General features: G+C 49.6%; 18 protein-coding genes and 1 tRNA gene. 4 read left to right on the forward strand and 15 right to left on the reverse strand.

Annotation, left to right across the window (positions count from 1 at the left end):
• Nucleotides 1-33: 33 nt before the first annotated feature.
• Both ABEW73_RS13370 and ABEW73_RS13375 read right to left on the reverse strand, forming a co-directional pair.
• Nucleotides 34-573: a GNAT family N-acetyltransferase gene (locus ABEW73_RS13370; protein WP_430171146.1), complete on the reverse strand. Its 540-nt coding sequence runs from the start codon at nt 571-573 to the stop codon at nt 34-36.
• A 22-nt stretch (nt 574-595) separates the two neighbouring features.
• Complete coding sequence (locus ABEW73_RS13375) at nt 596-1,222, reverse strand: TetR family transcriptional regulator (RefSeq protein ID WP_430171147.1); 627 nt, start codon at nt 1,220-1,222, stop codon at nt 596-598.
• Between the two features lie 520 nt (nt 1,223-1,742).
• Here ABEW73_RS13375 and ABEW73_RS13380 point away from each other — a divergent pair.
• Both ABEW73_RS13380 and ABEW73_RS13385 read left to right on the forward strand, forming a co-directional pair.
• A complete protein-coding gene (locus tag ABEW73_RS13380) occupies nt 1,743-2,069 on the forward strand; it encodes a L,D-transpeptidase (RefSeq protein WP_237566362.1) in 327 nt (108 codons plus the stop codon).
• A 133-nt stretch (nt 2,070-2,202) separates the two neighbouring features.
• Nucleotides 2,203-2,364: a hypothetical protein gene (locus ABEW73_RS13385; RefSeq protein WP_430171148.1), complete on the forward strand. Its 162-nt coding sequence runs from the start codon at nt 2,203-2,205 to the stop codon at nt 2,362-2,364.
• Nucleotides 2,365-2,560: 196 nt separating this feature from the next.
• On the opposite strand, the gene ABEW73_RS13390 is transcribed toward ABEW73_RS13385, so the two are convergent.
• From ABEW73_RS13390 to ABEW73_RS13435, 10 genes are all read right to left on the reverse strand, one after another.
• Nucleotides 2,561-5,296: an alpha-mannosidase gene (locus ABEW73_RS13390; RefSeq protein ID WP_430171149.1), complete on the reverse strand. Its 2,736-nt coding sequence runs from the start codon at nt 5,294-5,296 to the stop codon at nt 2,561-2,563.
• A 21-nt stretch (nt 5,297-5,317) separates the two neighbouring features.
• On the reverse strand, nt 5,318-8,458 hold the full coding sequence (locus tag ABEW73_RS13395; protein WP_430171151.1) for a beta-galactosidase: 3,141 nt from the start codon (nt 8,456-8,458) through the stop codon (nt 5,318-5,320).
• A complete protein-coding gene (locus ABEW73_RS13400; protein WP_430171153.1) occupies nt 8,455-9,774 on the reverse strand; it encodes a glycoside hydrolase family 125 protein in 1,320 nt (439 codons plus the stop codon). The genes ABEW73_RS13395 and ABEW73_RS13400 overlap by 4 nt, the downstream gene beginning before the upstream one ends.
• Before the next feature lie 20 nt (nt 9,775-9,794).
• Nucleotides 9,795-12,908, reverse strand: coding sequence for an alpha-mannosidase (locus ABEW73_RS13405; protein WP_430171155.1), 3,114 nt, complete (start codon nt 12,906-12,908; stop codon nt 9,795-9,797).
• A 3-nt stretch (nt 12,909-12,911) separates the two neighbouring features.
• Nucleotides 12,912-15,209, reverse strand: a complete 2,298-nt coding sequence (locus tag ABEW73_RS13410; protein ID WP_430171157.1) for a glycoside hydrolase family 3 N-terminal domain-containing protein — start codon at nt 15,207-15,209, stop codon at nt 12,912-12,914.
• Nucleotides 15,210-15,235: 26 nt separating this feature from the next.
• Entirely contained in the window at nt 15,236-16,132 is an 897-nt protein-coding gene (locus ABEW73_RS13415) for a carbohydrate ABC transporter permease (RefSeq protein ID WP_076321299.1), read from the reverse strand.
• Between the two features lie 53 nt (nt 16,133-16,185).
• Nucleotides 16,186-17,115: an ABC transporter permease gene (locus ABEW73_RS13420; protein ID WP_179090580.1), complete on the reverse strand. Its 930-nt coding sequence runs from the start codon at nt 17,113-17,115 to the stop codon at nt 16,186-16,188.
• 139 nt (nt 17,116-17,254) lie between these two features.
• Complete coding sequence (locus tag ABEW73_RS13425) at nt 17,255-18,730, reverse strand: ABC transporter substrate-binding protein (protein WP_215164052.1); 1,476 nt, start codon at nt 18,728-18,730, stop codon at nt 17,255-17,257.
• A 127-nt stretch (nt 18,731-18,857) separates the two neighbouring features.
• Nucleotides 18,858-20,369: a response regulator gene (locus ABEW73_RS13430; protein ID WP_430171159.1), complete on the reverse strand. Its 1,512-nt coding sequence runs from the start codon at nt 20,367-20,369 to the stop codon at nt 18,858-18,860.
• A complete protein-coding gene (locus ABEW73_RS13435; protein WP_430171161.1) occupies nt 20,362-22,185 on the reverse strand; it encodes a cache domain-containing sensor histidine kinase in 1,824 nt (607 codons plus the stop codon). The genes ABEW73_RS13430 and ABEW73_RS13435 overlap by 8 nt, the downstream gene beginning before the upstream one ends.
• A gap of 182 nt (nt 22,186-22,367) precedes the next feature.
• Here ABEW73_RS13435 and ABEW73_RS13440 point away from each other — a divergent pair, with 182 nt between their 5' ends.
• Nucleotides 22,368-22,706 (forward strand): L,D-transpeptidase, encoded by a 339-nt coding sequence (locus ABEW73_RS13440; protein WP_430171163.1) that lies wholly within the window; start codon nt 22,368-22,370, stop codon nt 22,704-22,706.
• A 96-nt stretch (nt 22,707-22,802) separates the two neighbouring features.
• Entirely contained in the window at nt 22,803-23,879 is a 1,077-nt protein-coding gene (locus tag ABEW73_RS13445) for an AI-2E family transporter (RefSeq protein ID WP_430171165.1), read from the forward strand.
• 100 nt (nt 23,880-23,979) lie between these two features.
• On the opposite strand, the gene ABEW73_RS13450 is transcribed toward ABEW73_RS13445, so the two are convergent.
• The 3 genes from ABEW73_RS13450 to ABEW73_RS13460 all read right to left on the reverse strand — a co-directional run bounded on the left by ABEW73_RS13450 (nt 23,980) and on the right by ABEW73_RS13460 (nt 25,373).
• Nucleotides 23,980-24,375, reverse strand: a complete 396-nt coding sequence (locus ABEW73_RS13450; RefSeq protein WP_430171167.1) for a hypothetical protein — start codon at nt 24,373-24,375, stop codon at nt 23,980-23,982.
• Between the two features lie 19 nt (nt 24,376-24,394).
• Nucleotides 24,395-25,081 carry a uracil-DNA glycosylase gene (locus ABEW73_RS13455; protein WP_430171169.1) on the reverse strand — a complete coding sequence of 229 codons (687 nt, stop codon included), beginning with the start codon at nt 25,079-25,081 and terminating at the stop codon, nt 24,395-24,397.
• Nucleotides 25,082-25,287: 206 nt separating this feature from the next.
• A tRNA-Leu gene (locus ABEW73_RS13460) sits at nt 25,288-25,373 on the reverse strand.
• Between the last annotated feature and the right edge of the window lie 237 nt (nt 25,374-25,610).

Here is a 25,610-nt window from a genome sequence, read left to right on the forward strand (position 1 = left end):
ACATACCTACCTTATTATGGAAGGAAGGGAAAATCAACCTTTTAACGCATACTCGCTCTGCAATATCCCCATGTGTACGATGTCATGCCAGACGCCATTCCGGTACAAGCTCTGTCTGGAGCTACCTTCGTGGACAAAACCGATTTTTTCATACAGTTTGATCGCGTTATGGTTGAAAGAAAATACTCGCAAGCTTACCCGGTGCAGATTCAGCTCCAAAAAAGCATAATCAAGCAAGAGCGTCATCGCTTCAAATCCGTACCCCTGGCCCCAATAAGTCTTTTCGCCAATATCGATGATGCACTCCGCGTTCCGGTTCTTGGTATCGATAAGAATCAATGACATGATGCCAATCGGTTTGCCGGTTTCCTTCAACAGAATCAGATAGCTCTGCGAGGAGGCAGGACCCAGGATCACATGCTGAACGAAGTCCTTTGTCTCCTCCAGCTGATAAGTATCCAGATTGGGACTGGTGGATTGCATCACTTCGAGATCATTGCGCCAGGTATGGTACAGCTCCGCGTCGTTCATCGTCATTTTTCGACAAGCAAGTCTAGCAGAATCAAATAGCATTCAAAAAGCACCCTTTCTATAATCATGATTCTAGTGTTTTAGGAATTAACATTGCTCTGAGAGAATGTATGAAGGTTTTCAGCTGCTCCGGCACGCATGTCACCGTCGGTCCGAGTTGGAAGGTATCCAGCATCAGTCCGTTCAGAAATGAGATCATATAACGTGCTATGGCTTCCGGTTCCAATCGCGGCTGAAACTCCCCTTGCTGTTGGCCCTTTCGAATGACCCGGCTCATGGCTGCAACGGTCAGTTGGTAACGCTCGGTTATATAGGGATAATCCTGCTTGGCATGAACATAAGAGGAGGACAGGAAAAATTCAGCCCTGGCCAATACAAGCGAATGCTGGATTCGCGTAATATCACCCTGCTGTTTCTGAACCCAGTCCATCAACTGATTCCATATCGGATATTGCGGATCCGGTTCAAAAAAACCGAGTGTCTCTTGGTCGTCAAAACGCAGGACCTCTATAAATACATGCTCCACATTATCAAAATACGCATACACGGCTCCGCGGGACATACCGGCTTCATCCATGATGTCCTGCATCACGGTGCGGGTATAGCCCTTTCTGATAAAGACGCGCCTGGCTGCCGTCAATATTTCAAACTTCTTCTCCCGTTTGTATTCCTCACTTACCCGTGGACACATAAGTCATTCCTCTCCCGCCCTTTAACATAAATATCGATTCCACGATCCTCACCACAACATAAACGACAGATGTGTCGTTTTTTAACTTATTTCATCATAAACGACATCAGTGTCGTTTTCAAGCGATTTCCATAATGAACACGAGAAGCTTCTTGAAGAAATACCCTCAGGAGCTCATTTGCCTACATCCAAATCACGATCCCATATTAGATAGAATGTCCTCTCAGCCACCCATATCTCTCTTTGAAAACAACTTGTTCTATTTTTCGACTGATGCACATTTCCGTCAACATTCGCGAATAGCTGCATATATATGGGGGAGAACGAAAAGAGGTGATCGGACATCATTAAGGGCATCAGCCGCATACTGATCTTCACCTTACTGCTGGTTTTCTTTTTCCCCGCCATATCCCATGGCGCTTCCGGACAGAAGCTGGACAGTAAGTACACCAAGTACGCACAGTTTATCGTCATTGATAAATCCACCAACAAACTGACGTATTATGAAAAAGGCAAGGTCATTAAAACGTTTCCTGTCGCCACAGGCAAAAAGCCCTCTTATACGCCGGAAGGCCTGTTCAAAATTCACGAAAAAGTGAAGAACAGACCTTACTACAAGGAAGGCATCAAGGGAGGAGACCCACGCAATCCGCTTGGGGACCGCTGGCTTGGCATTAATGTGAAAGTGAACGGCAGAGTTAGCTACGCGTACGCTATTCATGGAAACAACAACGCAAACTCGATCGGCAAGTACGTGTCGGCAGGTTGTATACGGATGCATAATAAAGACGTACGCTGGCTTTACGACAAGGTGAAAATGAGTACCCCCGTCCTCATCCAAAAATAAGAGCGTAAAAAGCCAAACACACTCATGTGTCTGGCTTTTTTCAATCCAATTCTTTGAATACCAGGTATGTAACCAACTTGTATAGGATAACTTATCATTATATTTGTATCAACCATCTAAGGGGGGAGTTCACATGGACATCCATTCGGAGGAATATAAAATTGCCTCACTCAATGGGAATGAAGGTACCTTGAAAGCGATTGAAGACGCAGAGACCAAGATTGCCGAGCTTACTGGCAAAGAAATCACCCTGATTGCTTACGAGAAAGACCAAAACCAAGGGGAAAATCAATAATTAAGCCGAGTAAAAAAAGCTGCCCTCCAGCCGTCCGCAAAGACCTAGGGAGAGCAGCTTTTTCATTATTATATTTTGGAGCGTTCAGGAACCTGCTTATCATTAGGCAAGACAGTAAAGCCCGATCCCTGTAATTTCGGAATCGGGCTTTGCTGGACCGGGATATACAACATTCCCAGCACTACATAATAAATGCTTACTTAACCGAAACTTTAACGCCCAGTGTCACGATTTCGTGGGGCTTAACCGGCAGCATGAAGCTTTCTTGATCATCAAAGCGTTGAACCGCTCCCTCTACTTCCAGAATAGAGCTCTTATACACGCCCTGGGAAGATAGAGAAGATTTCAGCTTCAGCTCAGTATCCGTGCCTGCCATATTGAACCAGCGCAGCATCAGATCCCCGGTCTTCGGATTCACTTTCAGGGAAGAGAACGCAAGTTCTTCATGGCTCCATTCAAACGGTGCGGAAGTCGATGCGACAGCGCCGGCATGAACACCGGTCTGCGCAACCGTCCATGGGATTTGGAACTGATAAGCCTCGGCGTATGCGCCTGACTTCATGCCGTCGCCCTGATGCGGAATGACCTCCATACGTACCGTATGAACGCCGATGCACTGAGCTTCAGGCGTAGGGAAGTACCCCCAGTCACCGAGCTCGCCAACGGAACGAAGCAATGTAACAGCGATGGTATTCCGGCCGTCACGCAGAACTTCATATTCATTTAAGCCCTGGTTCGCTACCGTCAATCCTGCAGTAGCTGTCGAGACATCAACGAATGCCTGTTGATGAGCCGTATAGCTTGGATTCTCCCATTCGGCAGCAGGTTCATTATCCCGCGTTGCCACTTCAAACATGGAATCCACGTTATGGGACGATGCCTGCAGATCCGTTGGGAACAATGCACGCACCCGATGATCCTTCGCTTGATTATCCATTGTCGCTTCGATCTCCACGCCTTTGCCGCTGCGGTTCAAACTCACAACGGTACGAATGCGCAGTGGCACCATTTCGCTCGATCTTTGCGCTTTGCGGTTCGGATAATATATGAGCTCGTGCTGCTCTTCATCCAGCTTGCTGTCCGCCATAGCCGGAATGGACCAGTTATGAACGATTTCAATGGATGCGCGGTAAGGTGTATCTTCCAGAATCGAAATTTGGGCGGTTTGGCCCTTCGTGGTCAATGCCGCTTCGCCATCCGGCTGTTTGTACATATATTCGTTACCGATATCTCCGGTATTTTCATAGACGCCCAGATCCCGGTATACTTGTCCGTTCTTTTTATCCGTCAAGGAGAAGGAACCATCCTTAGCGATCTCGATCTTGATCAGCTCATTCTCCATCACATTGGCCTTACTAATTAAGGATGCTACCTCGGCTGGCTTCACTTCGCTCTTCACCCAAGCATAAGTAGTCAAGCCCATTGCTGGGATCGCGTTTGCCTCAAAAGTAAGTCTCACACGGCGGCACATATACGGCTGGCGGAAACGGTCGTCCGGCAGATCGTACCCGAACTGAAGACCCAGATCCTCAACGGTGCAAGGTACAGCTTGGCCTTGAGCGTTAACCAGCACACGGCCGGACAAGTCGATTTCCTTCATCCGGCGGCTGGTTTCCTCCAAAGAGTAACCTTCCCGGAAATATAGGCGTTTCGCATCCAGCTCGATGCTGACCGTACCGCTGCGGTTCCATCCCGTCGTATTGAATACAACCAACGGCAGCGGATCGGATCCCCATTGCTCGAAGGCGCTCGTATCAACGGCATCTGCAATGACGCGAACGCTGTCGTCCACGATATTTTCAGCCACGTGCGCGCTTTTCTCAAAGCGGGTCACCATCTCGCGGTGAACTTCGTCCACACTGCAGCCGCAGATGCTGTCATGCGGATGATTCTGCATCAGCGTCTTCCACGCATAGGTGAACAGATGATGCGGATACTCCTTGCCTAGCAGGCTGGCGTAGGATGCAAGCGGTTCGGCCACTTTTTCCAGTAAGGTCTGGCCGCGCTGGTTCATCTGCTTCAGGTATACGCGTGCCGAAGCGGTATTCACAAGCGTACCCCATCCATCGGTACGCTGACTGCGCAGCTCTCCTTTTACGGAGGAAAGATCTTGCGGCAGCTTCTCCCGAACGGCTGTCAGGTAATCGTCAAAATTGGAATGAATGAATTCCGTATCCGGATACAGCTTCTTCGCTGTACGGATGCCTTCCGGAAGATCGGTCTGTATCGGCTGATGGTCACACCCGTTCATATAGAGCAGCTCAGGTGTGGAAGCATACTTCTCGGCATCCGCCAGCTTGCGGTCCCAGAATGCCTTCGCTTCCGCTTCATCAACGGGAACCTCGTTACCGTTACTGTACCAGTTGGCAAACAGGATGCCCAGCACCTTGGAGCCGTCCGGACCTTCCCACATCAGCTCTGAGAATGAAGACTCATAGCCGCTGTCGGAGACGGTATTGTTAAAGCCCGTTGGCTTTACGCCCCGGCCGAAGAAGGCATTATCAATGCCGGACTGCAGCATCAACTGCGGAATTTGGCCTGTAAGTCCAAATGTATCCGGGAAATAACCGATTTTGGCAACCGTGCCATATCGCTCGGCATCCTGGTGTCCTATCTGCATATTTCTCACGTTAGCTTCACTGCTCGTGAGGTAGGCATCCTGCAAAATGTACCATGGACCGATAATGATACGTCCGTCCGTGATCAGCTTCTCAAGCTGCTCTTTCTTCTCAGGTCTTACCTGCAAATAATCTTCGATAATAATTGTCTGGCCATCAAGGAAAAAGCTGCGGTATTCCGAGTCCTTCTCCATCGTCTCAAGCAAGCTGTCCATGAGCTCGATCAGCCGCACATGGTGCTTTTCATACGGTAAATACCACTCGCGGTCCCAGTGAGTATGCGAAATAATATGTGCTTTTCTGGATTGATCCATCTCTGCTTAGTCCCCCTTATGTTAGCCCTTCGATACTGTGATTTCGACCTCATCCGGGCGGTACACCGATAACAGGTCACCGCTTGCATCTACTGCAAACAAAATCGAACGATCCGCTTCCAGCACGAATGAATAGATGAGTCCTGTTGAAGGATCCTTTACCTCGACGTTCGTGTCCCACGATTGCTCCGAGCCGAATACGAAGAGTGCTCCTTCTTCAAACGTTACCTTGCGTCCATATACGCCAGAATGTTCTCCGCCTTGATTCCAGATGAGCCCTGTGTCGGCAGCAGATAGCTCCAATGCATACCGATATAAAGCCGAAATGGTGTCGATTCGATCATTCAATTCGACAGGAAGCGGGCTCCAGAGAAGACGTCCTGCCCCAAGCTTCACTTCCACGATGGAATCGCCAGCTATATCGGCCGGTTTCGCCCCGCTGCCTGCCGGAATTTCTTTGGTCAGCTCGGCAATCTTCCGATGTCCATACGATGCAGACCATGTACGGTCCCCAATGCGCAAGCTTTCTTCCCGGCGCACATTCGCCAGCTTCCGCTCGCCCAGCTCCTCTGTCATTCGATCGACCTGATGCCAATATGCATCCAGACCGATTGGACCCGTCAGAAGCAATGTAGCTCCCGTTTCCTTCACGATATCCATCAACTCAGCAAACGCCTGGTCATCGACATTGTGCGCGCTCGGCAGAATGATGAATTTCACCGGATGGTTACGCAGCGAGCTTAAATCATACTCCCCGACAGCACGGAACGGCACGTTCAGCTCGTAAGCAAGCGCGCGCGTCGCCTTGGTCGTCGCTTCAAAAGCGAGCTTCCGGTTCGAGAAATCGTTCGAATAAGGGAAAATGACCGCGGTTTCCTCCAGCTTCCGGCCTTTAAACATGTCCCGGATGTCTTCCATGAAGGCACCGAAATCATACGACACATCCGCTTCCGGTTTCTCCGTGCCGTCAGCGCGCACAGCTCCGATATGCGATTCATTGGCATTATCCATGTAGAAATTCGTGTTCCAGATCCAATGAATGGCTCCAGCGCCTCCTGTGGAGAAGGCGTAAGCATACTTGCGCTCCAGCAGATTCCGAAGCTCGGCTTCGCTTCGCTTCGCCCGGCCATCCGGTGTCTCCACGTACATGATGCCTGTTTCCTGAATCAGGTTCGGTTTATCCGGCGTTTTGGCAAATATGCCGTCCCAGATCAAATAGTCGTTGAACCACCAGGAGTGAACCGTCGTATAGTCTACGGCTTCGGCATAGAAGAACGGAGATGGACGCTGTGCCCCAAGCGCCTCGTCCTGTCCAACGGTAACCATATGATCCGGGCATACCTCTTTGATATCGTCATATAATTCCTTGGCCCAGCGGTTATGCATGTCCATCGAGAACAGTACATAATCGAGCCATTGTGTGCCTTTTTTCCCTTGATGCATGTCTTGAACATCAAAATTAATGACTTGAGGCTCCGGCGGAACCACGGAGTCAAAACCCGGCAGCTGATCCGCTGTCATATTCCATCGTTCCTGCAGACGCTCAATCGAACCATGACGCTTTTTCAACCAGTCGATATAAGCTTGTTTCTCAAACGGATCCTTCGCGGAACGCGGACCGTCCGAGAAAATCTGCGGCGGATCAAACATGGATGGTTCGTTAATCAGATCCCAGTCCACATTTTTCGTATCTTTATGTCTACTAATGATGGAACGTATGAAACGCTTCTGCGCTTCCACACTTCGCGGATCGAGGTAAGGATTTTGGCCTTCCCAAGTCTCCGGCGTGAAGGAGAAGAACGTGAATGTTACCTGCAAATCATGCTTCTTCGCCGTTAACAGGAAGGCATCAATCGAACGCAAAACCTCTTCGGATGCATGCCCGTCCACCTGCATAATATTGCGATATGCGGTCCAGATCCCGGTACGAATCCAATTGATGCCCGCTTTGCGCATTTGCGCCATATCGCGATCCCACACATCCGTATTCGGAAGGAACAGGAACTTACGCGCGACATCGGACGTCATGTAAGTCATCCCGACCACAGGCAGCGGGCGACCATCCTTGATGAAGTAATCCCGATTGCAGGTTACAGGCGTACCCGCCTGCAAAAGCTCGGAATCTGCTCCCCAGAACCCTTGTTTCAGCCTGCGGATTTCTCCATCCGGTCCTTCCGCTTCACACACCACCCGATAAGACCCCGGCTTGATATCCAGCATAACCGGAATGCGCTGTACATGAAATTGTCCGGTCACATCCACCTTCTCGGAATGATTCCATGATAAGGATTCATCTTGGTCGTGTTGGACGGAGATGCGGAACGTCCAGCTCTGCGACTCTAGTACGGAAAGTTTCCGGCCAAGCCGTTGTGCCTGCAGGGTCAGGATCGCACGCTCGCCGGACTCGTAGGCTGCATAATTCGGCTTGATCCACAGCTCGGTAATCCCCTTCGCACAGAATGCCGCCCAGCTGCGCACCGCATCGCCTCCATCCTGTTCCCAGAAAGAAGCAGAGAGAGGCTGATTCACAAATAGCCAGCGTCCGCCCAAGAATGGCCCGCCGACATTTTCCCACAGAACGACAGGAGCCGCGACTTCTCTTCCCTTCGCCGTGGTCCCTTTAAGGAGCGGATAAATCCGCGTATCCATCGGCCCCGCCGATCCCATCTGATGCGGCAAATCACTGCTTTTGGTGACATGCGGAACCAGGTTCCACGTATCGCTTATGGATAACCGCTCCCGGCTGCTCTCCATAAGCGGAATAACGTCACTGGAAGTCAAATGGTCGACGCGTCCGCTGTCCACTGGCAGCACTTCATGTATGTGTAGCTGCTGATGGTATGCCGTCTGTTCGTGCTCCACCACCCAAGCACCGTCCTCCATGCGGACAGGGCGCTTGAAAGGTGCGCCGCCAATGCTGACCAAACCGCCGCCATTTCTCAGAAAGTCCAGGATCGCTCTCCAGGCGCTTTTCGGGAAGTAAGGCGCATGCAAATTGACAAAGCTTGCGCCCTGCCCTCCTGCAGATTCCAGTGCTTCAGCCAAATTTTCAGCGCGGCACACGACATCGAATGCACTCAGAGCCGCCGCGCTAGCCGGCAAACCGGCAGCTTCTGCTGCCGGAAAGGACGGATCATAAAATACAATCAGACGACCGCTCATAGAATCCCTGCTTTCATCGCCTGATACACCAATTGCGAGAAGAGGCTGTTGGACCAGGCAAACCAAGATCTGGTGAAAACTTTCGGATCGTCGGCATGGAAGCCTTCATGCATAAATCCGGTATCGGCATCGGTCGCTTCCAGCAATGCAATCATCTGCAGCTTCTCTTCTGCCGTCTGTGCCGTAATTCCCTGCATCGACAAGGCCATATGCCAGATATAATCCGGCGGCGTATGCGGACTGCCGATTCCTTTGGCAACAGCGCCTTCGTAGTAGAAAGGATTTTCTTTGCTGAGTGCAAACCGTCTGGTATTTTGGTAGATCGGATCATCTGCAGAGCAATAACCCAGATAAGGAATGGACATCAATCCAGGTGTTCCCGCATCATCCATCAAGCAGTAATTTCCGTAACCGTCTGTTTCATAGGCGTAAATCGGTCCAAACTCCGGATGACGGTAAATGCCGTACAACTGAATTCCGTGATCCACGTCGGCTTCGAGTCGTTTCAGTTCATCCAGCAGCTTCATATCCCGGAATACCCATTCCGCGAATTCCTGCATTTGACGCAAGGCGACAACGGCGAACATGTTGCCTGGAATATTGTAGTGGAAATCGCAAGCGTCATCACTTGAACGGAAGCCTGACCAGATCATGCCCGTATAATTCACCGGCATGCCGAGCCCGTTATTGCGCAAGGAATCCGTTGGAATTCCGTTATCCCGGGTGAAACGGTAAGGCGATTTCTCGAAATGGTACTGTTCGGTTTTAAACAGCTCAATAATCTTGATCATAGCCGACTTGAAGTTAGCGTCAAACACATCCGTAAGGCCGGTTTCCTTCCAGTACAGGTAGGCCAAGCGAACAGAGAAGCATAGCGAATCAATCTCAAATTTGCGCTCCCATACCCATGGGGACATTTCAGTTTCGTCGGTTGTGTTCCAATGCCAGTCATTCGCCGATTCATTAAAGGCATTGGCATAAGGATCGATATGAATATATTGAAAATGGCGTTTGATCAATCCGCTTAAAATCCGCTGCAGCTGCAGATCATTCTTTGCAAACGGAATGTAATGGATCACCTGTTCTACCGAGTCGCGCAGCCACATGGCCGGGATATCACCGGTAATCACAAATGTTGTGCCATCCTCCATCAGTTTGGTTGTTGTCTCCAGCGTGTTCGGGAAACAGTTCTTGAACAGCTGAAGCAGCTTGGGACGGTGCGCAAGCTTTTCTTCAGCCTCTTGCAGAACCGCCTGAATCGATTGCGGCAGATCAAGCTCCGGCATTGGTATTTTGGGGAGTCTGAATTGTTCCATGGTTGTTCTGGCTCCTTTAATTAAGTATGATGTGTAGTTAGTTTGATGGTTTTGATCTCATACGGCATGAATGGAAGCGTTAGCCTTCCTTCCGCGGTATCCAGTTGTTCGAGCTCTTCTTCCAAGGCGTTGGATAAATGGACGCTTTCATAAGGATAAGGCCAGCTCAGTGCTGCATTATCTCTGCCTCCCGCCGACTCGTACATCCGAAGGATATACCCTGAACCGTCTTCTGCGGGTTTTACGGTATCCAGGATTACATGATGGCTCTCGAACGGAATAAATGAATGAACAGCAGGCCGAGAACCCTGATTCGATCTTGCTCTTACGTAAGGAAGCTCATGATTGAGCTCGGCAGCTTTACGGACGATTCCAGCACTTCTCCAGTCTCCGTTATGCGGGTATAAGGAATACGTGAACTCATGCTCACCCAAGTCTGCCGTGACATCGGGCCACTTCGGTGCGCGCAGCAGAGATAACCGGATTGTGCTGTCCTGAATGTCATACCCGTACTTGCAGTCGTTGATGAGGCTGACGCCGTATCCATGCTCCGACACATCCGCGAAACGGTGGCCACAGACTTCATATTGCGCCTGTTCCCAGCTTGTATTGCGATGGGTCGGTCTCTCGATGGTTCCGAACGGAATCTCATAAGTAGCCTTATCCGCAACGACCCCGATCGGAAAGCCGACTTTCAGCAGTTTGTGCGATTCGTTCCAGCTGACTTGCGTCTTGAAGTCGATCCGCCGGTCATGATGATAAAAAATCATGTCCTGCATGATCTCCGAGTTATGGATGCGCCAGCGGAAACGCAGCACATCCTGTACCTCACCCGCTTGCACGAGCTTCTTCTCGATCAGCTCCGCCACTCCAGCTAATTGCTCCTCGTAACGGGTATCGATGTCCCATGCGTCCCACAGCGTCGGACGATCATGGAAGAAGTGGAAGCGGTTCGCGGCTTCGCCCGGCTTGACCACTTCCCGATTGGCCTCTTTATCCCACAGGCTCGTGATTTCGCCGCGCTCATTAAAGCTGACCTTATAATAATCCGTTTCCCAGGAATCTTCGAACACTGTAGTAGAATTCTCCGCCACCGCGTTGTTTCCTGCCAAAGGCTTCAACCAAATGGTCTTGTATCCCAAACCCGGGATGCCTTGCACATGAACATTCAAGCGGTGAGAGGTTTTACTGTTCTCTCCTGTCAGGGTATCGTGCTGCAGCAGTGTTCCATCCGAATCATACGGTGCATGGCCCTGCTCCCCTTCAATCGAAATGACGGCATCTCTGCTCCATCCAAGTCCGTTGAAGACGACATACGGAATGCCTTCCCCTTCTGTATCGGCCTGATCCGCCAATACCTGAAGCCCAAGACGGAGGCTTTGATTTCCTTTTTGGAACACCTCTGCGTATTCCTTCTCAGAGGTGACGTAAGACTCCGTAATGGCAGAGCCCGGGATAATATCATGAAATTGATTCAGCAAAATCAACTTCCAGCCGTCATGCAGCTCGCTCATAATCGCCTGCCGCTGCTCATGGCCCATCGACGAAAATGCCACCGAGTTCCATAGCTCCGCCTCGCGGTACAGGATTTCCGCTTTCCGGTTATGACGCTTGTTCCGCGCATGCGTTGTATAGGTGCCGCGATGAAGCTCGAGGTACAAATCCCCGCGCCATTTCGGCAGCTTCGGCTGTGCATCCTCAATCCCGCCGAAAAACTCGGCAGCTGTGCTATACTTGCTGGCCGGTTGACCTACCATAAGCTCGGCACGGTCGATATATTCCAACATTTCACGGGTTACGCCGCCTCCGCCGTCACCGTGTCCATACAGCAGCATCTGCTCCGGATGAACGGCTCTTTGGCGGTATGACTGCCAATGTTCGTGAACATCTTTGGGCAGCGTATTCTCGTTCACGCCGTGATTGAGATAGGATAACATCGGGGTTCCATCGATCCCAACCCAATGGAACAGGTCGTAAGGAAACACATTCGTATCGTTCCAGCCGAGCTTTGTTGTCATGAAATAACGAATGCCGCCATGCTTCAAGATTTGAGGCAGCGATGCACAATATCCGAATGTATCCGGCAGCCATTCAATATGAGATGTCCGGCCAAACTCTTCTTGATAGAATCGTTGCCCGTATAGCAATTGACGCATGAGGGACTCCCCGCTCGGAATGTTCAGGTCCGGTTCGACCCACATCCCGCCGACAAGCTCCCAGCGTCCTTCCTTGATTCTGGTCTTCACTCTCTCGTACAGCTCAGGATCATGATCCTTCAGGAATTGGTATAGCAAAGGCTGGCTCTGCGCGTACTTAAAATCGGGATATTCATTCATCAGCGCATCCATGGTAGAGAAGGTCCGGCTTGTTTTTCGTACGGTTTCCCGGACGGGCCACAACCAAGCGATGTCAATATGCGATTGACCCACCATATGCTCCGTACCTTCAGCATGGCCGCCAATGGCAGTAACGCTCCGTTTCAGATCATGCTCAATCCCGGTTACCTGAGCACCATCCCGGATGGCGGCGTCATCTAGGCTGACAAAGCGGTCCATCGCCTGATACAGCGCCTCCATTAAGCGGATGCGCCGCATATCGCTATCCGGCAACAGGATAAGTGAATCCCGAATCACGGTCGCGGTGTACATCAGGCTCTGAACGGACACGTTCACGTTGACAAGCAAGCTTTGCACCTTAGTAATCGGAGGCTGAATGACAGCCTGCTGATTCAGCGGGTCCACCGGCTCCGGAATCGGATCGTACAACTCGATCTCTAGCTCCATATTCAAGCCGGTGCGTTTCGGATCCAGCTTGACGAAGGTATGATTACGGTCCAATCCCTGATAAGATGTTCCGTTTATGCGCAGTAAGCCCTCGCCCCCAGAGTGGAACACAAGCCCGATCGCTCCGTTCACCCAGTGCGTGGGCAATTCAAGGTTCCTCCGAAAGAAATAGGTTGTCCCCTGTGTGCTCGGGAAGCGGTTGAAGTCTTGGCCTTCCGTATAAGGGGCTTGATCTTCATACACACCCGGAACCATGTACGTGGCTCGGGTAATGTTCCACTCTCCAAGCTCTACAGCCTCGAGCCACTGCCGCTCCGAAAGTTCGCGTATAAAACGTCGAATGCGTTCCATTCCTTAACCCTCCTGTACAGTCAGATCTGCACTCAGCGCATCGTTCACATGTCTGCCAACCAAGATACGGAACAAGCCAGGTTCAACCACTTGCTTGTAATTTTGGCCGATATATTGAAGCTGTTCCGCACCGACGGTAAATTCCACCTTGCAATGCTCTCCAGGCTGCAAAGAGATTTTGCGGAAGCCCTTCAGCTCACGGGCCGGTCTCGTATATTTGCTGGCCACGTCGCTCACATACAATTGTACAACCTCGGATCCTTCCCTGTCGCCGCTGTTTGTAACATTCACGGAGACAACGGCCGTTTCGCCCGTTCCGATCACTTCTGGGGTAATATGAATATCCGAATAACTGAACTCGGTATAGCTAAGCCCGTATCCGAACGGATAACGCGGCTGGGAATCCTCTTCGAGGTAACGCTTACCCCGCGACCGCTTGCCATTATAGTAAACCGGAAGCTGTCCGACATGCTTCGGTATCGACATCGTCAGCTTACCAGACGGATTCACATCGCCGAACAAAATGTCCGCTACCGCATGTCCGCCCTCCTGGCCCGGATACCATGCTTCCAAGATGGCATCGGCATGCTCGTCGATCCACGGTTCCGCAATGGGCCGACCGTTGATATACACAACAATCATCCGCTTGCCAAGCTTATGAATCTCCTGAGCCAATTCCAATTGAACGCCGGATAACTGCAGCGTCATCCGGTCGATGCCCTCACCGCAATCCATGTCGCTTAAAGCGTCGTCCGTGACCTTCGATGCTCCTGTTCGCAAATCGATCGTGCCTTCGCCAAAGTCGCGTGCGCTGGAACCACCCAGTACCATGACCACGGTATCGGCCTGATCCGCACAAGCTAGCGCGAAATCAAAGCCTTCCCTGGAGTCATCCTTAATGCGGCAGCCCGGTGCATATAATACACGTTCAGCTTCATCTTCCAGTTTCGCGCGGATTCCACCCAGCACGGTGGTCACGTTTGCCGTTGGCTGAGGAGACGTATAATCTCCAAGCTGATTGTATCCTTGATCGGCGTTAGGTCCAATGACGGCAATCACGCCGCTTTCGTTGGATAACGGCAGCGCCTGGCCTTCATTCTTGAGCAGGACGATGCCTTCCGCCGCAAGCTGTCTGGCAAGTTCGACATGCTGCTGGCTGCCGATAACATCCTCCGCTACCTGCGGATCCACGTAAGGGTTCTCGAATAGTCCGAGCTTGAACTTCAAGGTCAATACGCGGCGAACGGCCTCATCCAGTACGGCAACCTCAAGCTTGTTTAACTCGATCGCGTTCAGAAGATGCTTGCCGAACATCTCACCTGACATCTCCATGTCGATACCGGCACGAAGTGCCTGAGCAGCGGCATCCATTCCGTCTTCAGCGGTATCATGGCCGCTGGCCAGCATATCGATGGCACCGCAGTCGGTGATTACCATGCCGTCAAAGCCCCACTCCTTGCGGAGAATGCCGTCAAGGAGCTCGGTATTGACGGTGCAAGGCGCGCCGTCAATCTCATTATAGGCCGGCATAATGGATGCAGCTCCTGCCTCCACGGCTTTCTTGAATGGCAGCATATCCACTTCCATCAATTCACGTGTTCCCATATGCACGGGACCCGCATTTCTCCCGCCTTCGGAACTGCCATAACCCACAAAATGCTTCAACGTCGCCGCAACACTGTTCGGGCTGTCCAATGAATCACCTTGAAGGCCTTCAACCGATGCAACCGCATATTCGCTGATCAGGTATGGATCTTCGCCGAAGCATTCCTCGGTACGGCCCCATCTTGGATCGCGCACGACGTCGAGGACCGGGGAATAGGTGACGGCACCGCCTTGGCTGCGCGTCTCGAGCGCCACGGCACGGCACATATCCCGGTACAAATCCACGTTCCATGTACTTCCAATGGACAGCGGGACCGGGAAAACCGTGCCGCCGATGGCCATGTGCCCATGCGAGCATTCCTCCCCGATCAGAATCGGGATACCCAGACGCGATTCCTCAATGGCGTACCGCTGGATGTGATTGACGACTTCTGCTCCTTCACGCGGAGAAAGACCGGTCTCAAGTGTTACACCGGTCCATGGATCGGCGCGAAGGGTCCCGTAAAGGGAGCCGACGCCGCCATTTTTCACTTGCTCTTTAAATGAATCCGTTAATGTAATCCGACCTTCATTCACTTCATAGGTCTTCCAGCCGAACGGCTGAATCAGCTGCCCAACCTTTTCCTTCAGGTTCATCAGGCCAAGAAGATGTTCCACTCTTTCCGTAATGGGTTTACTGGGATCTTTATAAGTCATCTCATACCCTCCGGTACATGAAGAATTTATTCTTTAACCGCGCCGATGGTCAGACCTTGAATGAAATAGCGCTGGAAGAACGGATAGGCCAGAATAATCGGTCCGGTTGCCAGAACGACCATCGCCATCCGCGAAGTATCCTGCGGCATGCTCTGCAGAGCGGCCATGCTAAGGGATGAATTCTGAGAGTTCTGCAAGATGAATTGCATGCTGGTCTCAATCCGCATGAGCATGGATTGCAGTGGAACCAGGTTCGGATCATCAATGTAGAGCAATGCGTTGAACCAGTCATTCCAATAACCCAAGGTGCTGAACAACCCAATGGTTGCCAGACCCGGCAAGGATAGCGGCAATACCAGCTTGTAGAAGATTTTAAACTCACTCGCACCGTCGATTTTACCGGATTCAATGATGGCATCCGGAACGCTGGTGCTGTAGAACGTACGAAGTATCATAATATAGAAGGCGTTGAGTGCCAAGGGCAGGATCAAAGCCCAGATGGAATCTTTCAGACCGAGCAATTGCGTTGCAACAATATAAGTCGGTACCAGACCCCCGTTAAACAGCATCGTGAAAAATGCAAAGAACGCGAAGAAGTTCCGATATCTGAACCCTTTACGAGAGATGGCATAAGCATACAACGAGATAATAAACAAGCTGATCAACGTCCCTACTACCGTTACAAAGATCGTCACGCCATAGGAACGAAGGAGTGTATCGCCCGTTTGGAATACATATTTATAGGCTTCCAGACTCCATTTTTCCGGCCAGATTTGATATCCGTTGCGGGCAAGAGCGCCTTCATCCGTAAATGAAATGATCATGACGAACAAAAACGGAAATACACACAGGAACGAGAAAATACCGGCAATCAGGTTGAACACGACATTCCACCCGGATGAAAGCTGATGGAAATCTTTCATCTTGCTTTTAGATTTGAACACGTCACATACCCCCTTCTTGGTAGATTGATCGATTAGAACAATGCATTATCCTTGTCATATTTACGAACGATATAGTTCGATACCATAACGAGAATAAATCCGACTACCGACTGGTACAGACCCGCAGCAGTACTCATTCCGATCTCGCCTGTTGTCTTCAGACCACGATATACATAGGTATCGATAACGTTCGTTACGGAATACAAGGTTCCCGAATCCCTTGGCACTTGATAGAAGAGACCAAAGTCAGCGTAGAAAATTTTACCGATCGCAAGAAGAGTCAAAATGGTCATCAGCGGTTTCAGCATCGGAAGCGTGATGGCTTTAATCTGCTGCCATTTGTTCGCGCCGTCAATCATCGCCGCTTCGTACAAGGATTTGTCGATCCCCATAATCGCCGCCAGATAAACGACACTGTTATAACCAACGGATTTCCATAAACTGATTAACGTCAGGAATATCGGCCAATACTTGGCTTCGGAATACCATTGAACCGGCTCCATGCCAAACCATCCCAGGATCTGATTGAGCATCCCTTTATCCATGCTCAGGAAACTGAATGCAAAATAGCCTACAATAACCCAGGACAAGAAATACGGCAGAAACATACCCGTTTGATAGACTTTCGCCAATTTCTTATTCACAATTTCGGACAACACGATAGCCAGTACTACGGATAGAATGAGACCCAAAATGATGAACACGAAATTATAAAGTACGGTGTTGCGCGTAATGATGTAAGCATCGTTGGTACTGAACAGGAATTTAAAGTTTTGGAATCCTACCCATTCACTATTAACGATACTTGCCCAGAAGCCGTCCCGGCTAAAGCGGTATTCCTTAAATGCAATAATGGTCCCGAACATGGGCAAATATGAGAATAAGAGAAACCACAGGGTCCCCGGCAAAACCATGAACAGCATGGCCTTATTCGTCATAATATTTTTGAAAAACTGTCCGATCGCTCTCACGCTTACCCCTCCTCGTGATGTGCATGAATGAACAAAAGAAGGGCGGTGAACATCCGCCGCCCCGTCCTTGTTCATGCTGCAGCGGTATCTGCTGTCCTTGGGACAAGAAAGACCGCTTCATGCATGGTTATTACTTGCTTGCTTTCCAAGCATCAATTTGGCTTTGTGCTTCAGCGATGATCTTGTCCAGACCAGCGGCTTTCAGCTTTTGATTCGCTTTTGGCAGGAACTCTTCAGGATTGACGGTACCTGTCATCAGCGGCGCCCAGAACTCTTCTTTTACGTTGTTGACTGCTGCGAGCTCTGTGGATACTTTGGTTGGATCGAAGTTGAAACCGAGAAGCGGAGCAGCCTGGCCGGACTCGTTAAACTTCTTGAACTCTTCCCATTTGTTCTCAGGATCCTCAGGATTCAAGTAAGTCAGCATGACATTACCAAGTGCGAAGGTAGGCATGTCGTAGTTTTTCGATTCTGGCAAGTTTTCCATTACGTTCTCGCTAAGCTTTTTGTAGTGTACGCCTTCGATACCGGAGTCAACCAGGTTACGAAGATATACGTCTGTGTTCAGCAGGTTCAGGAACTCCATGGCTTTCTCAGGGTATTTCGAGTTAGCGGAAATCGCTTGCATCGAACCCATTACCGACCAGTTGAAGATCGTTGCGTCGCCAGCCGGAGTGGACACTACCGGATAGCCGTAGCTTTGGCTCCACAGATTGTCTGCGAATGGCTGCGTTGCCGCACGGTCTGCGAACCAGTTGCCGGAAGTCATTAGATCTTGCGTCGAAGTTGTTGTAGCTGCTTCAGGGGAAATGTATCCCGCTTTGTAGTACTTGTTCATCAATTTAAGCATGTCCATTGTTTCTGGCATTTCGAGGAAGTTCACAACTTTCAGATCTTCCTTGTCATCCAGGTACACGGCCATTGGCATTTTTTCGATGATGTAGTCAAACGGAAGCAATGGACCGAAGTCTTTGCTAAGTGCCAATGGCACGACGTTCGGTTCTTTTTCCTTAATCGTTTTCAGCAGTGGCTCCAAGCTTTCCATCGATTTCACGTTCGAAATATCGAGGTTGTACTTATCAAGCAATGTTTTATTAAAGCGCCATGCTTCTTGAGCAGGAAGCTCTTTGTTTGCAGGAATCGCATAGTTGTGACCATCAACCTTGGAACCTTCCAGGAACGCAGGGTCAATCGCGTCTTTGATGCCTTGTCCATGACTTTCAATCAGCTCGTCCATTTCCATGAATGCGCCTTTACGTGCATTTTGCACATAGTCAAACGCCCATGAGCTTGTGAACAAGATATCCATCGGTTCGCCGGAAGCTGCCATGACTTGCATCTTCTGGTTGTAATCACCGAAGTCGATCATTTTCATGTCAACGGTTACACCAATCTTCTCAGCAGTGTATTTATTGATTTCTTCCTCAACCTTGTCAACATCCTTTTGAGGTGTTCCGATGGTGTACCAGATCAGCTCAACCGGTTTCTCGGCAGTTCCCCCGCCGTTTCCTGCACTCTCTTTGTTGCCCCCGCATGCCGACAACAGCATGGATGCGGACAATAAAAGCGTTAGGGGCAGGAGCCATTTCTTTTTCGATTTACTCATGTTTATCCTCCCTTTTGAATCCTTGTGTCTCTACACATATAAGGTTATCCCATGAAAGCAGTTTCACATAGGCGAAAAATTAAAGGTATTATGGTGAAAATAAAGAAAAAAAACTCTGATTAATCAATCAGAGCATTCCTCGGAAATCCCTCGGCGATACGCCGACAAATTTTTTGAACTGTTTATAGAAATAACCGGTTTCCCAATAACCTACATTTTTTGCGATATCTTGTACTTTCGTTGAAGAGTTTCGGAGCAGTTCCTTCGCTCTTTCAATCCGGTACCGGTTAATATACTCCGTAAAGTTCTCTCCCGTCTCTTTATGGAACAGATGCCCCAGGTAGACGGGATGAATATGATACTGAGCGCCCAGCACCTTCAGCGACAAATCCTCATTATAATGGTGCTGGATATGATGCAGAATCTGCTGGATGACAGGGCTCTTCACATCGTTGTTGAGCGAATCAACCAGCCCGCCGACCCCGTCCTTCACGGCCGTAATCAGATCGTCGATCGATACGGAATCCATAATGTCAGTAATCGTATTTTTCACAAAATCAGGCGCAGCCGTGTATTGGATATCGTTCAGCTCCAGTTTCAGGCGAATGACCATCTCGACCGCGATGCTCTTGAGTGTCGTCGGGATCATCCCCTGCGTATGGCGAAGCCGATCAAAATCACTATCGATCAAATCAAACAGCACCTGCTTGTCCCTTCCAGCGATGCCTTTGGCATACTCAGGCCATTGCACGGAATAGGATTCCGCCGCTTCCCCCTTCTTGGCTTGAACATCAACATAATCCACGTAGGAGGGCTGCTCCAGAACAAGATAGTATTCCTGTGCCTCCTTGGCATGAAGATAACTGTCCTTATAATTTCCACCGAGACTTTCCACGCTGCCAAGCGAGATGGACAGCTCCTCTTCATAGCATTGCTCGCGCACCTGCTGCAGCAGCCGGATGGCTCTCGCTTTTTCCGTGTCCGGATCTTTCATCATAAAAATCACCACATGATCGCCGTCGTTGTCCCGGAAATACAGGACACCCGGTTCCTGATCCATTAATTGATACAGACTGTTCTCCAGCGGCGTGAAATCCGCTCTCAGAATAGACGCCATGACATACGGCAAATTCAGGTTCAACCCCAGAAGGGTCGTGCGCTCCTCCAGTTCCTCCGGCTCAATCCGGTCCGTGATCCAGCGGTACAGGATATTGCTCCGCAATATGTTAATGTCGTACTCGTCCAGTCTCATTTCTCTTCTGGATTTGTTCATTTTATCCGTTGTGCTGGCAATCGTTTCTTCCAATTCCTTCAGATTGATCGGCTTGAGCAAATAATTCTCGATCCCCAGACGCATGCCTCCCTTCAAATAGGCAAAATCGTCGAAACCGCTCAGGATGATTACCTTCAAATTACGGTTCAATTTTCGTGCGCCTTCAATCAATTCAAGTCCCGTCATGACAGGCATCGAGATATCCGTGATGAGAATATCAACCGGAATGACCGCCATTTTCTCAAGTGCCTGACGGCCATTCTCCGCATGACCCACCACCTCAATGCCATACTTCGACCAATCCACGACGTCATACAATCCTTCTATAATAAATGGCTCATCGTCCACGATAAACACTTTATACATCGTTATTCAGCTTCCCTTCTGCCACCGGAAATTTGACTGTCACCGTTGTACCGCTGCCCGGCTCACTCTGGATGTCCATTCCGTACGAACTTCCAAACGTCAGCTTTAATCGCTCATTCACACTCCGCAGACCAAATGATTCTTCACTCGACTCGGCCATTTCCAGCCGGGATTTGATCTCCTCAAGCTGCTCCGGCTCGATCCCTTTCCCGTTATCCTTGATCTCGATTACGACATCATCACCCTGCTGTGTCGCGTTAACCGTTAGCCAGTTATCATCCTGGTCGCTGCGCAGCCCATGAACGATGTAGTTTTCAATCAGTGGTTGCAGCGACATTTTCATCATCGGCACATGTTTGATTTGTTCCTCACAGTGCATTTTATAAATATACTTGTCCTTATAGCGAATTCGAAACAGCTCCAGATAGAGCCTGCACGCCTCCAGCTCATCCTTCAGTGTGTAGTGGGACTTATGCTGAACGATATTCTTGAACAGCATCGACAAGCTGTAGATCATATCACCGACATCCTGAGCCCCCTGCGAGAGAGCTCTCATCCGAATCACTTCAAGCGTATTGTATAAAAAATGCGGATTAATTCTCGCTTGCAGTGCAGACAGCTCCGCGTTCTTCTGGTTAATCTCTGCCTTATACACCTTGTCGATATACCGGGAAAGCTCATCCAGCATTTCATTGAAGCTGCCCGCAATTTGCCCTAGCTGATCCTCCTTCGTATCCTGCATCCGGGCAACGAATTCCCCCTTCTCTACCTTGCGCATAAAACGGATAATGTTATCGGTGCGCTTGGAGTAATTCACGATTGTCAGCGAAGGAATGAATACCGCAATGACAATACATAGCACGGCCGCAATGATGATGGTGTTCCGCAGACCATGGAAGGACTCCGTTATCTCACGCTTGGGTGTGATTCCGACCACCGTATACCCTGCCTGATTGTGAACCGCTGTTGTAATGTACGATTCCTCATCTAGGTTCACGGTTTCTTTGGAATTCAGCAGCCGGTCGGCATAAGGATACTTCAACCCGTAATATTTGCCGGAGGAATCAAACATCACACGGCCGTCACCCGACAAGACCAGCACGGATCCCTTCAGGGGATCTTCACCGCTGTTCAGGACAGCATTCAGTGCTTCCGTTCGATATAAAATAACCAACTGCCCCAAATTCTTGTATGTGGTCATATCATTAATTGGGCTCCGGATCGAGAATAACGGCAAATTCACATCTCCGGCCAGCTTACGTACCCAGAGATTCGGCAGCGTGACGCTCTGGCTCTCCATCGCCATCACATCAGGAATGTACGAATGCGTGGCATTCGCCTGATAGAGCCTGGTCATGCTGCCCTGCTTGTATACATACACATATTGCTTCTCGGCACTGTACAGCATGATATTCTCAATATCCGGGTCATCGTCCAGCCTCTGCTTGAAATAAGCGACCACACTATCTGAATTGGACTGAGCGCCGCCCGCGATCCGATCCATTCGCTTGGCCATGTACTCATCAAACGAGTTCATGAGGAAATAGGAAGTGTCAATCCCTAGAGAACTGTTGCGGTACAAGTCATTTACATAGGACTGCTCATTCTCAAATTTTTGATTCAATTGCCGCTCCACCCGTTCAACCGCGCTGCGCTGAATGTCCAGTTCGCTGCGCACGGCCGATTGAAACAAGAAGTAATACATGAGAAAAGATAAAGTGACAATGGTAACCACCGCTATCAAGGAGATTAACAGCAGCATTTTGGTAAACATATTATTTTTAATATATTTTTGATAAAACCTAGCAGGAGACATCGGTTTCCCCTTCCTGATGTAAACGTTGTTACTGCTTAACATATTAAATATAACATCGGCGGGCCATCATCAATGGATGAAATTTCTACCAGTCAAGAAGATGTAATTTGCCTATTTTAAGTTGATTTAGGGGTCGCACTTCCCGCTCATTCATAGCATGATCAGGAAGGAGATGAATTAAGATGCCCCAATACCGCATTATTGTCGATCTATCCGATTTTCAGCTGCACCTACTGGATGGCAACACCGTGGTACGTACGTTCCCGGTGGCCATCGGTAAAATGGCTACGCAGACGCCGCCAGGCAATTACACCATCGTCAACAAACAGCCAAATCCCGGGGGGCCTTTTGGGGCCTATTGGTTAGGGTTGTCCAAACCCCATTATGGCATCCATGGCACGAATGACCCTTCATCCATCGGCCGCTACGTTTCCCATGGCTGCATTCGGATGTACAACGAGGACGTAATGGAGCTTGCCTCCCTCGTTCCGATTCATACCCAGGTCACCATACGCAACTGATAGCATAAACTGGTGATTTCAAATCCCTCCAAATTGGTTAAATACAAATGTTACATCGTACCTATGTTACCTAACCGTTGTATGGAGGGATTGCCCATGATGCAGAGCAAATATTTCAGGACATGCTTTGGCATAATCGCACTGCTCTTGATCATTTATCTCGGATCCGAAATCAGCTTCTTGTTCCGGCCAATCGTCTCCATGTTCAATATGCTGATCGTTCCCGTCGCGATGGCCGGCTTCTTCTATTATCTTCTCAGACCAATTGTGGACTACCTGGAGCGGCGGAAAATCAAACGATCCATTGGCGTCCTGATGCTGTATTTCGTGTTTGCCGGTCTCTGCGCCATCTTCGGCATTGTGGTGTGGCCGACACTGCGCGAGCAGATCGAAAATTTTATCAGTAATGCCCCCTTTCTGGTAGAGGGTGTTCAGCAACAGATCGACCAGCTGCAGCAGAATCCATACTGGTCACGCTTTATGCCAACGGAATCCGAGCTGTCTACCACACTGACGGAGTACATGAACCGGATCATTACCTGGATCAGCAACTCCATCAATAATCTGATTACCGTTGTATCCAGCGTTCTCGTTATTATTGCTACGATTCCGATCATTCTGTACTACATGCTGAAGGAAGGCAGCAAGCTTCCTCCTAGGCTACTCAGCGTCCTGCCAAGACGATACCGCCGTGACGGCAAGGAAGTGCTGGCTGAGATCGATACAGCACTCAGCCATTTTATTATCGGCAAAGTGATCCTAAATCTTATACTTAGCATCATGATCTATATCGGATTTCTGATCATCGGGCTGCCCTATTCTTTGCTCTTGACGGTGATCTCCTTCTTCTTGAATTTCATCCCGTATATCGGAGCGCTGCTGGCGACCATTCCTGCCGTGATCGTCGGATTTATCGAATCTCCTTCGATTGCGATATGGTCTGTTGTCGTCATTGTCATCGCACAGCAGATCCAAGACAATATTCTGACACCGGTCATCTACGGGAAACAGCTGGATATTCATCCGCTAACTACGATTGTCCTCATTCTTGTAGGCGGCGACTTCTTCGGGCTGCTTGGCATCCTGCTCGCCATTCCCGCCTACATGATCGTCAAAATTATCGTGGTACGGATTTACGAGCTGTTCCTTGCCGAAAAAGTGGAAGACGCATAATGAACTCGAGTTACTGGAGACATACAAATGCCATTTGTATAAAAAAGGATGTCCCCGCCAACTTCACGATGGCTGCTGGGGACATCCTTTATTTAAAGAATCACGCATTGCCGCGCAGGGATCGAACCACAAAATAATGCTCGTCCTTGCGCAATATCATGCCATTTGACAGGGTAACGGTATCCTCATCGTGAGTAGTCAGGATGGCCTGTGATGACACCAGTCGATTGCCCCTCCATATCATCACGGAAGATCCAAAATAGACGGCATTATCGAATTGAATGGTATGATTCACGACATAACCGATGGAGTTCAAGGCCGGGTATGCGTTTCTCGGCATAATTCTATGAATGGCCCGAAACGGTATAACAAGCTCACCCGGACCTAGAATCACTTTTTCCTGAACGGGATCCCACCCTTTCAGCACACCTTCAACCATGCTTTTCGCCCCGTCTAAACGCTGAATGACAACATGACGACCAATCCAATGCTTCATGAAGGTCACCTCTCGCGGATTATTCATCTCCAACGCCCGGTGTGCTCGGGATGTCCCAATTCACCGGATCCATACCCTTTTGCATTAAAAAAGCATTCGATGCTGAAAATGGACGACTACCGAAGAAACCTTTATGCGCTGCAAACGGACTCGGATGACTGGACTCAAGCACTTTGTGCCGGCTTCGGTCTATGAAGGAACCTTTTTTCTGTGCGTAACTGCCCCATAATATAAAAACCATTGGCTGCTCACGTTCATTCAGTTTCGCAATAACCGTATCAGTGAATTTCTCCCACCCGATCCCTTTATGCGAGTTCGGCTCGCCTTCGCGAACCGTAAGCACTGCATTGAGCAGCAGTACTCCTTGATCCGCCCACGATTGCAAGGAACCGTGATGGGGAATCGAGATTCCCAGATCCGAAGCAAGCTCCTTATGTATATTTCGTAAAGACGGAGGAATCGTAACTCCGGGCGAAACGGAAAAGCTCAGTCCCTGCGCCTGCCTACGACCGTGATAAGGGTCTTGTCCCAAAATAACGACTTTTGTCGATTGGTACGATGTTTGCTGAAGAGCCCGAAATATATTTTCCTTTGGGGGATACACCGTGCTGCGCCGGTATTCCTCGTCCACCCGTTCCATCAACGCTTGAAAATAAGGCTTATCCATTTCTCCCTGCAGAATAAGGTCCCAATCATTGTTAAACATCCGCATGTCTCCTCTCTCCTCCTCACACAGGCCAGCATGGAATCATAAAAGAATGCGATTTCTATAATCGGAACACCATAACATCTTCCGTTCAATTTGAATCAAATAACAACGCTTATCATGAATTGACCTTGTGTCGATTAAAAAATAAGCCGGCACCCATACGGGGGCCGACTTATTTTGCATCTTACCAGACGCTGTTATAATGCCGAGGACGGGGGTCGAACCCGTACGGTAGTCACCTACCGCAGGATTTTAAGTCCTGTGCGTCTGCCAATTCCGCCACCCCGGCATATTTATCCGCGCATGTTCCTAGCGTCGTTCACGTTCACTCACATAGCCGAAGGTACGCGTGGGAATCGCAATACATTGCGATCTCATTCCGATATCTAGGTGTGCACATTTCGTCTTAGCGACAAAATTGATAATACCATGTCCAACCATATGATGTCAATATATGAAACTCATAATTTTTGGCATCACCTTACTAAATAGCTTGGGCCACCGCTTTAATTCATCGATTCAAATG

The sequence above is a fragment of the Paenibacillus lautus genome, assembly GCF_050482385.1.
Lineage (GTDB): Bacteria > Bacillota > Bacilli > Paenibacillales > Paenibacillaceae > Paenibacillus_AQ > Paenibacillus_AQ lautus_B.

Excerpts from the sequence above, each read along its gene's own strand:
- ABEW73_RS13370 (WP_430171146.1), bottom strand. The coding sequence starts at position 573 with ATGCTATTTGATTCTGCTAGACTTGCTTGTCGAAAAATGACGATGAAC.
- ABEW73_RS13375 (WP_430171147.1), bottom strand. The coding sequence starts at position 1,222 with ATGTGTCCACGGGTAAGTGAGGAATACAAACGGGAGAAGAAGTTTGAA.
- ABEW73_RS13385 (WP_430171148.1), top strand. The coding sequence starts at position 2,203 with ATGGACATCCATTCGGAGGAATATAAAATTGCCTCACTCAATGGGAAT.
- ABEW73_RS13390 (WP_430171149.1), bottom strand. The coding sequence starts at position 5,296 with ATGGATCAATCCAGAAAAGCACATATTATTTCGCATACTCACTGGGAC.
- ABEW73_RS13395 (WP_430171151.1), bottom strand. The coding sequence starts at position 8,458 with ATGAGCGGTCGTCTGATTGTATTTTATGATCCGTCCTTTCCGGCAGCA.
- ABEW73_RS13400 (WP_430171153.1), bottom strand. The coding sequence starts at position 9,774 with ATGGAACAATTCAGACTCCCCAAAATACCAATGCCGGAGCTTGATCTG.
- ABEW73_RS13405 (WP_430171155.1), bottom strand. The coding sequence starts at position 12,908 with ATGGAACGCATTCGACGTTTTATACGCGAACTTTCGGAGCGGCAGTGG.
- ABEW73_RS13410 (WP_430171157.1), bottom strand. The coding sequence starts at position 15,209 with ATGACTTATAAAGATCCCAGTAAACCCATTACGGAAAGAGTGGAACAT.
- ABEW73_RS13415 (WP_076321299.1), bottom strand. The coding sequence starts at position 16,132 with ATGAAAGATTTCCATCAGCTTTCATCCGGGTGGAATGTCGTGTTCAAC.
- ABEW73_RS13425 (WP_215164052.1), bottom strand. The coding sequence starts at position 18,730 with ATGAGTAAATCGAAAAAGAAATGGCTCCTGCCCCTAACGCTTTTATTG.
- ABEW73_RS13430 (WP_430171159.1), bottom strand. The coding sequence starts at position 20,369 with ATGTATAAAGTGTTTATCGTGGACGATGAGCCATTTATTATAGAAGGA.
- ABEW73_RS13435 (WP_430171161.1), bottom strand. The coding sequence starts at position 22,185 with ATGTCTCCTGCTAGGTTTTATCAAAAATATATTAAAAATAATATGTTT.
- ABEW73_RS13440 (WP_430171163.1), top strand. The coding sequence starts at position 22,368 with ATGCCCCAATACCGCATTATTGTCGATCTATCCGATTTTCAGCTGCAC.
- ABEW73_RS13445 (WP_430171165.1), top strand. The coding sequence starts at position 22,803 with ATGATGCAGAGCAAATATTTCAGGACATGCTTTGGCATAATCGCACTG.
- ABEW73_RS13450 (WP_430171167.1), bottom strand. The coding sequence starts at position 24,375 with ATGAAGCATTGGATTGGTCGTCATGTTGTCATTCAGCGTTTAGACGGG.
- ABEW73_RS13455 (WP_430171169.1), bottom strand. The coding sequence starts at position 25,081 with ATGTTTAACAATGATTGGGACCTTATTCTGCAGGGAGAAATGGATAAG.